The sequence below is a fragment of the Bradyrhizobium sp. AZCC 1577 genome (assembly GCF_036924575.1).
Classification (GTDB): domain Bacteria; phylum Pseudomonadota; class Alphaproteobacteria; order Rhizobiales; family Xanthobacteraceae; genus Bradyrhizobium.
The window spans coordinates 2,773,535-2,789,095 of the sequence record NZ_JAZHRQ010000001.1 but is presented as its reverse complement, the minus strand read 5'-3'; the positions used below and the strand labels follow the sequence as shown (position 1 = coordinate 2,789,095).

At 62.8% G+C, this 15,561-nt stretch carries 15 protein-coding genes; 5 read left to right on the top strand and 10 right to left on the bottom strand.

Going from position 1 to position 15,561, the window contains the following annotated elements; genetic code table 11:
- Nucleotides 1-102 precede the first annotated feature (102 nt).
- On the bottom strand, nt 103-348 hold the full coding sequence (locus V1278_RS12995) for a hypothetical protein (RefSeq protein ID WP_334364251.1): 246 nt from the start codon (nt 346-348) through the stop codon (nt 103-105).
- 808 nt (nt 349-1,156) lie between these two features.
- On the bottom strand, nt 1,157-1,357 hold the full coding sequence (locus tag V1278_RS12990; RefSeq protein WP_334364252.1) for a hypothetical protein: 201 nt from the start codon (nt 1,355-1,357) through the stop codon (nt 1,157-1,159).
- Between the two features lie 112 nt (nt 1,358-1,469).
- On the opposite strand from V1278_RS12990, the gene V1278_RS12985 reads away from it, so the two are divergent.
- Nucleotides 1,470-1,901: a hypothetical protein gene (locus V1278_RS12985; RefSeq protein WP_334381000.1), complete on the top strand. Its 432-nt coding sequence runs from the start codon at nt 1,470-1,472 to the stop codon at nt 1,899-1,901.
- Nucleotides 1,902-1,922: 21 nt separating this feature from the next.
- Here V1278_RS12985 and V1278_RS12980 read toward each other — a convergent pair whose 3' ends face one another.
- Nucleotides 1,923-2,705, bottom strand: coding sequence for a 2-keto-4-pentenoate hydratase (locus V1278_RS12980; protein ID WP_334364254.1), 783 nt, complete (start codon nt 2,703-2,705; stop codon nt 1,923-1,925).
- Between the two features lie 3 nt (nt 2,706-2,708).
- A complete protein-coding gene (locus tag V1278_RS12975) occupies nt 2,709-4,460 on the bottom strand; it encodes an acyl-CoA dehydrogenase family protein (protein WP_334364255.1) in 1,752 nt (583 codons plus the stop codon).
- Nucleotides 4,461-4,641: 181 nt separating this feature from the next.
- Here V1278_RS12975 and V1278_RS12970 point away from each other — a divergent pair, with 181 nt between their 5' ends.
- Nucleotides 4,642-5,580 carry a LysR substrate-binding domain-containing protein gene (locus tag V1278_RS12970; RefSeq protein WP_334380999.1) on the top strand — a complete coding sequence of 313 codons (939 nt, stop codon included), beginning with the start codon at nt 4,642-4,644 and terminating at the stop codon, nt 5,578-5,580.
- 89 nt (nt 5,581-5,669) lie between these two features.
- Here V1278_RS12970 and V1278_RS12965 read toward each other — a convergent pair whose 3' ends face one another.
- Both V1278_RS12965 and V1278_RS12960 read right to left on the bottom strand, forming a co-directional pair.
- The gene (locus V1278_RS12965; RefSeq protein WP_334380998.1) at nt 5,670-6,128 is read right to left on the bottom strand and encodes a hypothetical protein; all 459 of its coding nucleotides are present in this window, start codon (nt 6,126-6,128) and stop codon (nt 5,670-5,672) included.
- A gap of 234 nt (nt 6,129-6,362) precedes the next feature.
- Complete coding sequence (locus V1278_RS12960) at nt 6,363-6,704, bottom strand: hypothetical protein (protein ID WP_334380997.1); 342 nt, start codon at nt 6,702-6,704, stop codon at nt 6,363-6,365.
- On the opposite strand from V1278_RS12960, the gene V1278_RS36935 reads away from it, so the two are divergent.
- Nucleotides 6,591-7,103, top strand: a complete 513-nt coding sequence (locus V1278_RS36935) for a 4'-phosphopantetheinyl transferase family protein (RefSeq protein WP_442893768.1) — start codon at nt 6,591-6,593, stop codon at nt 7,101-7,103. The two genes, V1278_RS12960 and V1278_RS36935, sit on opposite strands and share 114 nt — an antisense overlap.
- A gap of 4 nt (nt 7,104-7,107) precedes the next feature.
- Here the strand turns inward: V1278_RS36935 and V1278_RS12950 are convergent, their stop codons facing one another.
- From V1278_RS12950 to V1278_RS12940, 3 genes are all read right to left on the bottom strand, one after another.
- Entirely contained in the window at nt 7,108-8,406 is a 1,299-nt protein-coding gene (locus V1278_RS12950) for a lysine N(6)-hydroxylase/L-ornithine N(5)-oxygenase family protein (RefSeq protein WP_334380995.1), read from the bottom strand.
- Between the two features lie 21 nt (nt 8,407-8,427).
- A complete protein-coding gene (locus V1278_RS12945; RefSeq protein ID WP_334380994.1) occupies nt 8,428-9,426 on the bottom strand; it encodes a GNAT family N-acetyltransferase in 999 nt (332 codons plus the stop codon).
- 293 nt (nt 9,427-9,719) lie between these two features.
- Nucleotides 9,720-11,420 carry a cyclic peptide export ABC transporter gene (locus tag V1278_RS12940; protein WP_334380993.1) on the bottom strand — a complete coding sequence of 567 codons (1,701 nt, stop codon included), beginning with the start codon at nt 11,418-11,420 and terminating at the stop codon, nt 9,720-9,722.
- Between the two features lie 317 nt (nt 11,421-11,737).
- Between V1278_RS12940 and V1278_RS12935 the strand changes: the two genes are divergently transcribed.
- Together V1278_RS12935 and V1278_RS12930 are read left to right on the top strand one after the other, a co-directional pair.
- Nucleotides 11,738-12,799: a siderophore-interacting protein gene (locus tag V1278_RS12935; RefSeq protein ID WP_334380992.1), complete on the top strand. Its 1,062-nt coding sequence runs from the start codon at nt 11,738-11,740 to the stop codon at nt 12,797-12,799.
- 70 nt (nt 12,800-12,869) lie between these two features.
- The gene (locus V1278_RS12930; RefSeq protein ID WP_334380991.1) at nt 12,870-13,694 is read left to right on the top strand and encodes an ATP-binding cassette domain-containing protein; all 825 of its coding nucleotides are present in this window, start codon (nt 12,870-12,872) and stop codon (nt 13,692-13,694) included.
- A gap of 29 nt (nt 13,695-13,723) precedes the next feature.
- Here the strand turns inward: V1278_RS12930 and fhuB are convergent, their stop codons facing one another.
- Nucleotides 13,724-15,547 (bottom strand): Fe(3+)-hydroxamate ABC transporter permease FhuB, encoded by a 1,824-nt coding sequence (gene fhuB, locus V1278_RS12925; protein WP_334380990.1) that lies wholly within the window; start codon nt 15,545-15,547, stop codon nt 13,724-13,726.
- Nucleotides 15,548-15,561 lie beyond the last annotated feature (14 nt).

Sequence of the window (15,561 nt, the reverse complement as noted above, 5' to 3'; positions counted from 1 at the left end):
GGCGGCACAGAATTCAATCCTTGAAAACAATACGGCCCCGCCCCGGCAGCGGTCGAACCACTCGTGCCGGGGCGGGGCCGAAATCAGATCGTGGGCGCTAGTCTAGCGCGTGTGGACGCCGTTTTTGCGGATCAGGTCCGAAAGCTGGGACAAAAGCTCCCGAAGCCTGGCATTCTCCTCGATCAGCGCATGGGCTTCGTCGGCCTGTTCGTTTCGACGAAGGGCGGGCTCGTCCCCGCGCAGGGCATTCTCAAGCAGTGAAAGAGCGTCGTCGGTCGGTTCCTCAACCCAAAATGAAGGTTCAGCGCGGCGGTCTCGCTTATTAAGCTGCGGATGGTCTACTCGCATGATTGATACTCCAATTTTAAAAAGCGGAACGTGCCCCCAGTCACCCTGTCTCGCGCGCGGAGAATGAGGTGAGTCGGCAGGCAAATTTGCGACTAAAATTGGAATCGTGCGGAGACGACCCCGGCGCTAAAGCGGCGTGATTGCGGCAAACCGTAAGGCCCGCGCGGGGCAAACCTGCAGCCTGCGCGTGCGATTTAGAGAAACGTCGACAATTGATAGAGCGCGTAAAGAACCTCAAGCCCCATGAGAACGAGGGCTGCGATCATCAGATAATAGCCAAAATGCATGCGGAATTTGAAACCAATGCCTCTCGCGGCCCGTGCGGAATCGCGCCAGGCCGTAAATCAAACTCGATACGCGTCGGAAGGGACAAGCCTCCGGCGAACCATGCGTCGGGCAACCAGGAGCAAAAAGGCCTCCGCCGCCGCGGAAGTGACGCCTTTGCCTCTGCCTTGGTCGCGAGCCTCTTCTTGACCGGAGGTCTCTAGTTCGACGCCAGCTCGCCTGTTCACACACCGTGGAAAATCTTGATTCCCCACAGCACGATGACGATGGCCAATACCAGCGTGGCCGCCGTCAGTACACTTTCTAAGGAAGCGACTCTCATACTAACTCTCCGCTTCCCAGCCCCGCTAACGGTCTAGGCGATTCGTTGATTCGACCGCAATCGCGCGATCACAATGGCTTGAACGTTGCTCGGCGGTTGTGTTTTAGAGGTCACACATCTGGCGTATGGCGGCGCGTTTCTCCGCCGCGATGACGAAGCGGAAAATGCCCGCCTCTTGCGACGGTTTCTCGATTGAAGGGTTTATTCGGGCCGGCTTGCCGGAACGTAGGAGCCCGCCGGAACCGGCGCGCTTCGCCGCTGTTCGGCGAGCGCCGCCAAGCGATCGTATTCTTCCGCTACCTTGAGCAGGCGCCCCTGATCCTTGACGGCAACCGCAGCTAGCTCCCTCGTCCGTTCCGCGCGCTTGCGCCAGTGCTCCGCATTGGTCAGGAAATCCGTCATCGGTACGCCCCTAAGGTGGTTTGCTCCCCCAGCCCACCCCGAGACGCCAGAAAGGCCGGCGGTACGTCAAAAATTGGGCCTAATCCGATCTGCCGTGTGACTCGAACGACGCATGAACTATCTGGCGAGCCTTTTCGCCGTTGCCTTTCCGACGCAAATTTGCCCCGGACTCAATGGAAAGTTGGTCGCTGAAAAGGCGACTGTGCCACCTTGTGATCAGGAAATTGTCATGAGTACCGAACATTCACCGCGTGCCAGACAGGCCGGCGTCGATGCATTTCGGGACGCCGGACATCGCGACAACGTCGTGCCGCTGCGTCAGGGCAAGTACGAGCTTCAAGCGCGCGACGCGCCGCTTCGAGGCGACGCCCTGCTTGCCGCGCTATCGCCCCTGCTCGACGAAGCCGACGGACTTCGCAGAGATGGCGCGCGGCAGCAGGAAAACGGCGATCTCGGGCTGCTGCTCGAGGAGAATGTCCGGCTGCGAAAGCTTGCGGTCAGGCTGTCGAATCTCCTTGGCGACCTTCCCGAACAAGGCAAGTGAGATCGGCCTTGCCGCCGCTCGTCACGCATACGTCGCCGTAACGCTCCCGAACGGGCCGAAATCCGCGACATAGGTCTCACCGGGCTTCGGCCGCAACATGCCTGTCAGCGTTCCCGTGCTGACGGTCTGTCCCGCCTTCATTCCGATGCCGGTGCGCGAGAGCTCGTTGGCGAGCCAGGTGAGCGGCACCATGGGATGGTCGAGCGCCTCCCCCGCCGTGCCCTTTCGGCGCAGCATGCCGTTGCAGGTCAACGACACTTCCTGCCCGGCGATGTCGCGCGTCTTCCAATCGGGGATCGCGGCGCCGCAGACGATGATGCCGCTTCCCGCGCCATCGGCGAGGATCGCGGGCAGCGGCGGAAACGCGGCGTCGTGGACGAAGCGGCATTCGGCGAGTTCGATTCCCGTATGCAGCGACACGACCGCCTCGGTGACCTCAGCCAGCGTGTAGGACTTTTCGCGCGGCGGCAGATCGACGCCCAAGCGCGCCTGATACTCGACTTCGGGAATCGGGCTGCAGAGTTTGGCGTGCTCGACACTGGCCGGCGATTCCATGATCGGTGCGAACACGCGGCCATAGATCGGCGAGTCCGTGCGAAGCTGACGCTGCAGCCCCTCCTTCATGCCGGCGATCTTCCAGCCGACGACCTCCCAGCCCAGTTCTTCCGCGACCATGCCGGCGACGCGATAGGCTGTCGCCTTGTCGGGCGGCACCAGCCGTTGATCGAGGCCGCTCTGCGGTCGTCGTTCACGGCGCAGCGTCGCGAGCAGGCGGGCGAGTTCACGTTGGTGAGCGATGTCCATGACCTATCCCTGCACCAGCGCGGCAGCCTCGCGCAGCGAGACCGGCGCATCGCCGAGCAGCAAATCGATCGCTGCGTTCTCCCAATGCTGCGCCTGCAGATTGGTCGACGAATGTTCGGCCAAGCGATGCTCGAGCACAAAACGCGAAAGCAGCAGGCGGCGTGCGTCGCCGCCGTCGTTGCCGAGGCGCGTACCTTGGGACGCCAATAGCGCGGCCGTCGTGGCGTGGTAGAGCTTTCCGGCGGCGATCCTGCAAAAACGCTCGTTCTCGGGATCCGCCCCAACCTCTTCCGCAAACCGCATCGCATCCGTCAGCGCGCCGGAAAGGCGCGTCCGAAACTGACCCGGCATCCCGGCCGTGTCGTCCAACCGGCGGCCGAGATCGTCGCGCAACGCTTCGTGGCCCCGCGCCTTTCCGACCGCGCGCTGGACCGCATCGAGCGCGTTGATGTTGCTGGTGCCCTCCCACAACAGGCCGAGGTGGGCATCGCGAACCAGCCGCGCGTTCGGCCAGTCCTCGATGTAGCCATTGCCGCCACGGGCCTCCATCGCACCCGTGGCGACCGTGACGTTGTCCCGGCACGCCCGGTATTTTGCGATCGGCGTCAGCAGCCGCAGCACCCTGTCGGGCGCGGTTGCCGCGTACAGTAGCGCCGACAGCGCCTGCTCGGTCGGGACCATCAGCTTGAGCAACTGCCGGCGCATCAGCGGATGGTCGATCACCGCGCGCCCGAACGCGCTGCGATGCCGGGCAGCGATCATCGCCTCATTGAGGCATCGCCGCATCATGCCGGCCGCGCGCGCAAGGTGCGACACCCGGCTCGAATTCACCATCACAAGCATGTGCTTGAGGCCCTGATCGAGCTCGCCGAGCTGGTACGCTGTGGCGCCCTCGAACACGATCTCGCCGCTTGCCATGGTGCGGCTGCCGAGCTTGTCCTTCAACCGCAGGATCCGGTACGAATTCCGCCGTCCATCGGGAAGCACTTTTGGCATCAGGAACAGGCCGAGCCCGCGGCCGCCGGCCACCGCGCCCTCGGGCCGGGCCAGCAACACGGCCAGTTCAGCGTCGACGTTCGAGCAGAACCACTTTTCACCCCACAGCTTCCAATCCTGGCCATCGCTGACAGCAGCGAGTTCGCCGGCGCCCACATCGGAGCCGCCGGTTTTCTCGGTCATGAACTGCGCGCACTTGAGCAGCGCGGCAGGATCCTGACTCCACATCCGTTCGAGATATCGCTGGCGCAGCTCATCCGTGCCGAAACGGCGCACCAGCTCCGAAGAACTGTCGGTGAGGTTGACCGGGCAAAGCAGGCCGAACTCGGCTTGCGCAAACAAATAATGGAATACGTATTTTGCGATCGGCGGCATCGGCGATGGCCAACCCAAGACGCCACCGCGATTGCACATCGCGTGCATGCCGAATTTTTCGAACGCGATGCTTTCCATCTCGCGATACGCCGGGTGATACTCGACCCACTCCTCGTCGCGGCCATAGCCGTCGCGCGGGTGCAGCACCGGCTGATGGCGCTCGGCCTTATCAGACAGGTCATGCAGCCGGCCTCCGGCGAGTTCGCCGAGTTCCGAAAGGTGCGGCGCGAGATGCGCCAGCAGTGATGCCTCCATGTAATGGGGCAAGAGGTCGCGCAGGCTTTGGTCGAGCGAATAATAGTTCAGCCCGCGACAGGTCGGCGCCAGTGCTCTGGAGCGCCGGGCTGCCGCCTCGCGGCCGGTCAGATCGACATGAATGGTCATGGGCATCTCCCTCGGCTCCGCCCGCCCGGGCCGCACCGGCCTGGACGAAACTTGCGGAAAATATCGGCGTATGAGCCGGGGAGCGTCCGTGCAAACGACTTCTTGGGTCGGGGGCTTGAGCCAGACTCAACGCTGCGGTTCCCCCGTTTGCCGGCCGTTCCTTTTGAACTAAGCTCCCGCGATGGCATCACGACGACTTCCTCCCTTGCATGCGGTGCGGGCGTTCGAGGCCGCTGCACGGCATTTGTCGATCACCCGGGCCGCCGACGAACTGAACGTGACCGTCGGCGCCGTGAGCCGGCACGTGCGCGCCCTGGAAGCGCGAATGGGGACCGCGCTCTTTCTGCGCGGCTCGCGCGGCCTGGTTCTCACCTCCGCAGGCAAGACCTTCGCCGATTCCGCCCGCGAAGCATTGGACCGGATCGCAGATGCCGCCGACGGCCTGCGGTTGCGGCGTTTCAGGCGGCTTTCGGTCGGGGTCTACGGCTTCTTCGTCTCGCGCTTCCTGCTGCCGATCTGGCCCACGCTCAATGCGGCCTATCCCGATCTGGAAGTCGACCTGCACACGAGCTCCAATCCGCTCGACCTTCTCGCCAGCCGTTACGATGCGGTGATCGCCGTCTCGGACGGACAGCCTCGCGCCGGGCTCGTCACCCATCCATTGATGCCGATTGCGACCGTGCCGGTCTGCGCGCCGCAATTCATGACGAGCGGCGCCGTGGATTTCGCAACCGTTCCTCTCCTGCATGCGCGGCCGCGCCCGGACGATTGGCGGCGGTGGCTCGATCACGCGCAATTCGCCGACGTGCCCGTGCAGGGCGGCAGCAGCTTCGAAAGCCTCGGCCTGACCATTGAAGCCGCCGCCGCCGGCATGGGCGTCGCCATCGCCATCGACGGCCTTCTCGCGCCCGACCTCGCACGCGGCAATCTCGTCAAGGCCCATCCAACCGTTCGCCCGACGCGCCGGCAGTTCGTGCTCGAATACGAGCAGCGTATGGCTGACGATCCCGCCCTGACCGCCTTCGTCGCCTGGCTGAACAATGCGCGTGGCCAGCAAGCGCCGAAGAAGCCCGCCGCGAAGAAGACTGCGATGAAGGCAGGTTCAGAATACGCGCGTTGAGTTTCACTCAAGGCGCGTTCAAAACGGCTCGAATATTTCGGCTTTGCGGATGAGACGTAGACGGGTAGCGAACGCGCGGCACCCTTGCATCAAGTATCATGGCTCACTGCGATCCGCCGTTCCGGCCGCCGGATATCTTCACGCTCGCCGTATGAACCGAACTCGCGCAAGATCTTGTCTCTGTCCTCGGACGAGATGACCGATCTGGGCGCGAACCGGCTGGCCTTTTTCTCGAGCAAAGCGTGCCGAAAGCCAAATCGGCAGATCACGCTATCCAGACTCTCATCGTTGCGCCGAAGGCGGCGGCCATGAAAATCCATCCACTTCTCGATCCGCTGCAAGCTCAGGCGCCCAAGGCCAGGCTGCCCAAGGAGTTCGCCCCTGGTATGGAGCGACGCAATCTCGAGAAGGTAGTTGATGCGCGTGGATGGTTCCTTGCTGACGAGCCCCGCGTGGTGACTGCGAACCAGTATGGTTGCAATTCGCTCCGGCAGATAGCCATCGATATGCTGCTCGAGAGGGACGGATTTTATCATGACCGGTTCCACGTTGAATATCTGCCGATGCGATTGAGAATGAATCTATCAGTACCGCAAGCGCACGCGATCTCGGCTTGTCTCAGTTAGATGGATTCTAAGTCAGATCACCTCGACACGGCCTGTATACACCCGGGGGTTGCAGACGGTTGCACATTGGTCGATAAGCCCGTGGACATGGCCAACTCCCTGAAGGCTCGACAAGGACCATTTGCCGCATCGCTTTCAATGGCGCATGCAAGCGTCTCACTCGCGTGGTCGATCGCCGTGAAATGCGCGACTCCGCAGGATCAATTGCGGGTGCGATGCTTGGGCGATGCGGATATCACGAGGCCGGTCGGGCCGTTGGAACCGGAAGAAATTCTTTTCTGGCTGGCAGCGATACCTCCATCGCAGGAGATCGCTGCCGGCGAACCCGGCATGCTCAGCGTCGAGCGAGCTGCGAAGGTGCTCGATGCCGATGAGACCGATCGCATGGGGCGATTTCTGCACATCGAAGATCGAATGAGCTATCTGGCTGCGCATGCGGGCGTTCGCCTCATGCTTGGCGGGCTTGTCGGTCAACCGGCCGAAGCGCTGCGGTTTCAACCATCGGAGCATGGCAAGCCCATGCTCGTTGCTGGTCCAGTGGAGATCGACTTCAGCCTGAGCCACGCGAGGGGCTCTGTCGCCGTTGCAGCGGCCCGCATGCCGATCGGCGTCGATATCGAACCGCGGCGGGAAATCGCCGATATGGATTCGGTCGCCGAAATCGTCCTGGCGGCCGAAGAGCGGGAGGTTCTTCGGAACGCTCCCGCGGCGCTTCGGTCCCGGCTCTTTCTTCGCTACTGGACCCTCAAGGAAGCCTTGCTGAAGGCGGCCGCCCTCGGATTCACGATAGCTCCGAACACCGTGATCGTCGACGCAGGCCCGTCACCTGCCGTGCTGTCGGTGCCGGCCGCGCTTGGATCAGCCGCGCAGTGGCGGCTCATCGCGCCCGCCATCTGACGCCCTACGCGATGAGCTCGCGGCGTGAAATCGTCGAAAGCAGCGATTCTGCGATTTCCTGCGAGCGCGTGGCAAGAACGGAGAGCAGCGTGTCGCTCAGGCCGTGAGAGGCCTCCGAATATCCCTGCAGATGGATTTGCGGCCGAAACGCCGGGGTGGTGACGAGCTTGTAGTTGCGGTCCAAGACGGTGTCGCGAATGTAGCGCTGGATCGGCTCCAGAAACGCGTGCGGCGTCTCCCGGTCATAGCCCGTCGCCAGGATGACGGCATCGTAGGTGGATCGGCGCTTTGCACCGCCGAACTTGTCAACTGTGCCGATCTCGATGCCTTCAGGTGCGGCATCGATACTCACTATTTCGCTACGCGGATGCAACGCGATCCCTGTCGTGCCGCTGACGCGCTGCTGGTAGAGCAATCGATACAACTGATCCAGGAGGTCGGCATCGACCACCGCATAGTTCGTGTTCCGGAAGTTGCGAACGATCGCGTCTCGCCGCTCGGCGGGCTGCGCATAGATGAAATCGGTGTAATCAGGATTGAAAATCTCGTTGACGAACGGGCTGCTGTCGGACGGCTTCAAGGCATGGCCGCGAAAGATCAGATCAATGCTCGCGTCCGGAAATCGTCCGCGAAGGTCGACCGTCACCTCGGTCGCGCTCTGCCCTCCCCCGACCACGGCCACGCGCGCGGCCTTTCCAATGAGGCCGATGTCATCGACCGTGTCGAGATAGCGGCTGGAATGCAATAATCTCGGATCATCGGCGATCTCTGCAAACACTTGTGGGATATACGGTCGCCCTCCCACCGCGACCACCAGGTTCCTTGCAAGCCGCACCGTTTCCCCGCCGGCGAGTGTCCGTGAATGAACGCGCAAGGACGTCACCGACTGCCCGACCGTCACCGGCTTGATGGCGACGATGGTCTCGCCGTAAGCCGCCTGAGACTTGAACTGGGCTGCTACCCACCGCAGATAGTCGTTGAATTCAATCCGGCTCGGATAGAACGTTCGGCAGTTGATGAAATCCTGCAAACGGCCGCGCTTGTGCAGATAGTTCACGAACGTGAACGGACTGGTCGGATCACGCAACGAAACGAGGTCCTTGAGAAACGAGATCTGCATGTCGCTGCCTGGAAGCAGCATGCCGCCGTGCCAGGTGAATTGCGGCTGCTTCTCCACGAACAGAGCGGCGCATTTCAGACGTGATCTTCTGGCGGATTCATCCAATGCGATCGCAAGCGCAAGATTGGACGGCCCGAATCCGACGCCGATAACGTCGTGCTCGATCGCAAACTGGTGAGACATGAGCTGCGCTCCGTTCGGGCGTTAGGACGTGGTCGCCGGGCTGGTAGCTGCCGGCAGCCACAGCCGGTCACCAAAGAAGCGTTCGCGCAACAGCATCACGAGCGTGGCCCGCTTGTGCGGAAAATCGAAGTTTTTGATCTTTGCGAATCCCGAGACTTCCAGATTGCGGAGTTGCTGCGCATGCGCCGCCGCCGGCTCGCCGACGATTCGTTGTGTTCGACAGTCGTCCAGGAACATGTAGTGCATCAGTGATGGCAGCCAGGCGCTGATATAGCGGCGCCCGCGATAGGCGTCCTCGCCGACGACGACATGCCAGCCGCGATCGTAATCGTCGGCATCGTAGAACGGCGCGATACGATTCTCCTTGGCCCAGTAGAGCTCGAAATAGCCAAACGGCTCGTCGTCGAAGCAGCCGATGAGCGGCAGCATGTGCGGGTCCGCCAGGATACCGGAGAGATAACGCCGATGCTTTTCGAGATCGCCCGCTTCGTTCCAGAACGCGTCGACACGGGGATCGTTCATCCACCGGTGCAGCAGATGCAGGTCACCGTCCGTGTTGGCGACGCGAAAGGAGATAACTTCGGCGAGCCAGGGTATGAAGCGGGCATAGACTTTTCCCACCGGCTTTGGCGAACGTCGCGGATGGCGCTTGCCGTCCGTCATGACGTGGAGTTGCGGCAATGGCGGCCGTCCGGCATTGACCAGCCAATTGTCCCGCCGCTGCATGATCAGTTCGGGAAGCAGCACGAGGTCTGCCCCCGCCATGAGAGCGAGACCGTGGTTCATCAGCTCGCGCGCAAGCTCCACGCTGGCTGAATCCAGCACAAGCCGGTCGAGACTCGGCCGCCATCCAAAAATGGCTTCAGCCGCCGCCGAAACCGCCGAGATCGCCAGTTGCGGATCGTCGGGAGCGGTCAAGATTTTCAGGTGATCGAGCCGTTCATCGAGACACAGGCGCATCACCGTCGTGATGCCTACGGCAACGCGGATATCTCCACCGCCGTCTTGAACGACGGTCATGGAAAAATCCGGCCCAATCGGGAATGCGCGAGGCCCAGTCGCGGAGCTCGAAGCTTTGTTCATCCGGCCCTCGCATCGCAAACGTGGTTGCTTGAAACAGCACGCGATCTTGACGCGCGCCTTGCGGTGTAAAGCACTCGCGTACAGGATGACAAGAAATGCAGGCACACGCAGTTTAGATTTCTTACAAATCTGACAAAACGGCGTCGCGAAAGACATCGCACGCGTTCCCCGGCGCGCCTCTCGAAAGAGCCTGAACTTCGACGCAAATCTTCCGGAAGAATAAAATAGCTCTAAAGAGAGGCGTCAGTTGGAACCGATGACGACTTGATGATGTCATGGGTCTTCGCATCGCCCGCGACAATCTTGCCGTGCCGCAGTCGCACCAGATGATCTGCCACGCCGAAATAACGGTCATCATGTGAGATCACGATGATCGTCTTGCCCATACGTTTCAGGTCCGGCAGCAGTTCCGTGTAGAAGATATGCCGGAAGGCAGGGTCCTGATCCGCGGCCCACTCGTCGAACACGAGTACCGGCCTCTCCTCGAGCCAGGCATTCATCAATGCCAGCCGCTTGCGTTGACCGGTCGACAGGTCCGTCGTCGTAAACACGCCGTTCTCGACCGAGACCTTGTGCGCGACCTCCAACCGCTCCAGATAGCGCTCCGCGACGTCAGGCACCATTCCCGCTCCCTGCAGAAGATCTTCGAACAGGTAATAGTCGGAAAAGATGGTCGTGAAGAGCTGCCGGTAATCATCCCGCGTTTCCGTCACGACGGGCATACCGTCGCGAAGCAGCGTACCGCTCTGTGGAGCGTAGAGACCCAGCAGCAATTTGATCAGCGTGGTTTTTCCGCTTCCGTTTTCACCGACAATGAAAACGATGTCCCCTTGCCGGACGTGCAGGTCAATCGGTCCGAGAACGAAGGGGTTGCTGCCGGGCACCGCGCGAAAGCCGTACGATACGCCACGGAGCTCGATCGATTCGATCCCGCCTGATCCATCCGGCGCGGCCGAGGGCGCGGCCAGCAAGCCCTGCTCGGGCGTCGCGAACTGCTCCGAAAGCTCGGCGATCCGCTTCATCGCCACCTGGGCGCGGCCCAATGCCGGCAGGATGCCGATCACCTGATCGATGGGCCCCCGCATATAGAGCAGCACCAGGACGAAGCCGCTGGAGACGGCCGCCGGACTGTCAGGCCAGAGGAACGGACGCAACGTCAGCGCGACGCCGATCACGACGAAAAACAACATCGTACCCAACGCCCGCGCGGTCACAAAGAGGTTGATCGATTTGATCTGCACCGCGCTGATCCGGTCGACGGTGCGCGGAAGCTGGTCGACATAGACGCGCTGACGGCGGGCACGGTTCAGGCGCAGCTCCTTCGCGCCCTCGGCGATCGCGCGGTAGTGCTTCTGCAATTGGTCTTCCGAATCGCGGGCGACGTTGAAGCCCTGAACGCCGCGCGTTCGCGCATAGGCATGCGCGAGCGAGCCGAGAACGATGACCAGCCCCGTGATCAGGAAAAGCGGCCACGATAGCACCGCCAGATAAACCATGCAGCCAAGCGTGATGACGACGGACACGAAGAAGGAGGAGAAGAAGAACGCGAAATCGCTGATGGTGTCGACGTCATGAGTGAGGACCGGAATCAATCGATGCGTCCGGTAGATTTCGAGCTGGTCGATCGGAGCGGCCAAAATTTTCGCGGCGAGCGACTTGCGCAGCTCGGCGATGATCCGCTGCCCAACATAGTTGGCGCTGATATCGGCGCCGATCGAGCCGATCAGGATCAAGAGACACAGGCCCGCAAACGCGAACAGCAGCGTTGTGACGTCGTCTTGCGACGCGTAAAGTCCGCGATTGACGACCGCGAGCAGTCCCGCAACGCTGGCGCCACCGACAACGCCCAGAACGGTGCCGCCCAGCACGATCGGCCAGTAGGGCCGCAGGAGATGCAGAATCTGCGCCGTCAGGCCGCTTCGTGGATTCATCATGAGTGCCGCGCTTGAGTAGAGCTGAAGCGAACCTACACGGCCCGTCGTAATACGAATAGCCTTGCGGGAGTGATGCGAATACACGATGGCAGCATCGCTCTTCCAGAGCTTATTTTTCGGCCTCTTTCGATTGATTCTAATTTGTGATCGGCAACGCGTTTAATAAAATGCGAGTAGTAGAGCCTTTGCGTCGCAGCCGGCGAGCGAGTAGGACATGGATCCACTAGCGACATGGATTCGATGTCGGGCTGCGATATCCGGAAATCGAAGCGTGCGCAGGCCAGCATCGGGCAGGCCCGACTGGAGAAATGACTTTGGATTCGCTTGTTTCCGAAACCCGCATCCCGATTGCTGATGCCGCCAGCCTTGCTGCCCGAATGATCGATCATCTCGCCGAGCATGATATCGCCTTCGAGGACCAAGGTGGCCTGATGGTGGCGAAGCTGCCGTTTGGAACCAGTTCGCTGGCCGTCGAGGCCGAGGCGCTCAAGATCCGCGTCGAGGCCAACGACAAGGGCAATCTGGAAATGCTGCGCTCGGTCGTCGCTTCCCACGTCATCGAGTTTGCCGGCGAGGAGCCGCCGACCATCGTCTGGTCCGGCCACGAATCCAACGGCGGCACGCTGGCCAACTTCCGCGAGGTGCGGCTGAAGGCAGCGATCGACCTGACACCCCGCATGCGCCGGCTGACCTTCACCGGCAACGACATCGCCCGCTTCGTGAACGACGATGACCTGCACGTCCGCCTGTATTTTCCGCCGGAAGGCCTCGCCAAGCCTGAATGGCCATGGCCCGCCCCCGACGGGCGCATCCTGTGGCCGGAACCGGACCGCAGACCCATCACCCGCTACTACACGATCCGCCGCATCGACCTGCAGGCTTGCGAGATCGACATCGATTTCGTGGTCCACGATCATGCCGGACCGGGCTCGGCTTTCGCCCTCAATGCGCAAACCGGCGCCATTTGCGGCATGGCCGGTCCACTCGGACGTGGCATTCGGCCGGCGCGCTGGTTGCTGCTGGCGGGCGACGAGACCGCCCTTCCCGCCATTGCGCGAATTCTTGAGATGCTGCCAGCGACGGCAACCGGCGAAGTCTTCATCGAAGTCGCCGACCGGCTTGAAGAGGTTCCGTTGATCGCGCCAGCCGGTGTATCGATCCAATGGCTGCATCGCGGCGATCGTCCGGCCGGGACGACGCAGCTATTGGTCGATGCCGTCAAGGCCGTGCGATGGCCGGATCATCGCGAGGTCTTTGCATGGGTCGCGTGCGAAGCGCAGGCGCTGAAGACGCTGCGAAACCATCTGCGCGACGAGCGGAAGCTCGCCCGCGAGCAGCATCTTGCGGTCGCGTATTGGAGCCTGCGGCAGCCATGACGTCCCCGCATCCGCAGGCCGACGGGACGACATTCACCTCGCACCGCATTACCCCCGCAGGCACTTTCTCATGCATGTAGTTCGGCCAACCGAAATCGCGCAAGCCGCGCCCGATGCGGCCGCGCCCTTGTTCGAACTGGACCAGGTGGCCTTCGCTGTGGCGGGGCGCGCGCTGCTCGAACCGCTCACCCTGTCGCTTCCCGCGCGCAGCGTCGTCGGCCTGATCGGGCACAACGGCTCCGGCAAATCGACTTTGCTGAAGTTGCTGGCGCGGCAACAGCCAAGCTCATCCGGCACGATCCGTTTCGTGGGCCGCGCTTTACGCGAATGGAGCGATCGGGAATACGCCCGCAAGGTCGCCTATCTGCCCCAGCAGACGCCGCCCGCCGCCGGCATGCTGGTGAAGGAACTGGTGGCGCTCGGCCGCTATCCCTGGCATGGCGCGCTCGGCCGGTTCGGCGACACCGACCGCGACAAGGTTGCGGAAGCCATGGCGCTGACCCACATCGAGCCGTTTGCGGACCGGCTGGTCGATACATTGTCAGGCGGCGAGCGCCAGCGGGTCTGGATCGCCATGCTGGTTGCGCAGGATGCCGAATGCCTGCTGCTCGACGAGCCGACGTCGGCGCTCGACATTGCCCATCAGATCGAAGTGCTGTCGCTGGTGAAGCGGCTCGCGCGGGAGCGCAATCTCGGCGTGGTCGTCGTGCTCCATGACGTCAACATGGCAGCACGCTTCTGCAACGAGATCATCGCCCTACATTCGGGCAAGCTGATTTCGCGCGGCGCGCCGGACAAGATCATGACGCCTACCGAACTCGAAACCATCTACGGCATTCCGATGGCGGTGATGCCGTCTCCGGATCACAGCCATCTCATCAGCTTCGCACGGTGAGATCGCAAGTCATTCGGCGCTTCACCGTCTCATCCGCGCTGCGGGCGCAACAGCCAGAGCAGATAGGGCCCGGCGAGCATCATCGCGAAAATGCCGGCCGGCATCTGGAACGGAAATATCACCATTCGCCCGGCCCAGTCCGCAAACACCATCAGGATGGCTCCAATCAGCGCGGCCAGCGCCGTCTGATGAAGCGCGCGCTGCGCCCCCATCATCCGCGCCATATGCGGCGCGATGAAACCGACCAGGCTCAGCAACCCAACCATCAGCGTCGCGGTCGCCGTCAACAATGCGGTCAGCAGCATGATGATGATGCGGCTCCTCGCCATCGATATTCCAACCGAACGCGAGGCCGCCGAGCCGAGCGGCAGAATGTCGAGCCAGCGAGATAGCATCGGCACCATGATCAACAAAAGGGCCGCCGCGGCGGCAAGCACCGAGGCCTCGGCCGGACTGATCTGATAGAGCGAGCCGGTCAGCAACGACAGCAGCATGCCGATGCGCGGATCGCCGGTCGCCAGCGCCATGGCGACGATTGCGGCAAAAGCCGCGCTCATGGCGACACCGGCCAGCAGCACACGCTCCGGACTGAATTCGGACCGCCGGCTGAACAGCAGTACCAGCCCGAGCACGATGAAGGCTCCGATCCCGCCGCCCGCAATCTGCGCCACGCGGGTGTGGGAGGGAAGGAGATAGAGAAGAACGATCACGCCCATCGCGGCGCCGTAGCTGATCCCCATCACCTCCGGAGCCGCCATCGGATTTCCGGTCATGCGTTGCAGCAGCGTGCCCGCCACCGCCAGAGTGGCCCCCGCGGCCAACGCCGACACCACGCGCGGCCAGCGCCACGGCAGGAATTCCTGGATGCCGGCGAGACCACTCCAGCTCCAGCCCTCGGCGCCGACCCCGACTGCGAGTGCGACCCAGACCACGAGCAACAGCAAGGCCAGACCAAGCAGGATCACCCGCCAGGGATGCTCAAGACGTGGCGGAACGGATGGTGTGAGGTTTCCCACTGGAGCTGCGGACCGTAGCCGCGGCAGCAGCACCAGCAACATGGGCGCGCCGATCAATGCCGTGGCTGCGCCGGCCGGCATCTCGCGATAGCCCGGCGGAATCAGCAGCACAAGCTCGTCTGCCAGCCACAGCAAGCCAGCGCCGCAGAGCGGCGCCCAAATCAGCCGATCGCGGAAACGCCGCGCACCGGCAAGCATGGCGAGAGCCGGCCCGGTCAAACCGACAAAGCCCAATACGCCGACCACGCTGACGACCGAAGCGCTGAGAGCGATCGCAATGCCAAGCGCGCAGACCCGCGCGCCTGTCAGTCCGAGGCCGAGGTTGCGCGCGGTCTCGTCGTCGAAACCGAGCAAGGTCAGCGGGCGGACCATCGCCGCGATCAGCACGAACGAAATCAGAAACCGCGGCGCCAGGAACGCCGCATTGCTCCAGTCCTGCTGATTGAGATAGCCTGCGCCCCAGATGAACAGGCCGATCAGGTAGTCATGGTTGAGCAACACCAGGGCCTGGGTCGTCACGGCGCAGTAGTAGCCCACGATCAACCCGGCCAGCACCAGCACGACCGGCGATAGCGCACGTTTCCAGGTGAGGCCGAACACGCACAGGAACGCAGCGAACCCGCCGACCAGCGCAATCCACTCGCGGCCCAAAGCAAGCAGCGACGGCGCCCACAACGTCGTCACCGCCAGCGCGAGATAGGCGCCGTTCGAGACACCGAGCGTGGTCGGTTCGGCCAGCGGATTGCGCAGCACCTGCTGACAAACAGCGCCGGCAAGGCCCAATGCTGCGCCGGCCAATAGCGCCACCGCAATTCGCGGAAAGACGGTATAATGCACGAGCATCTGCTGCG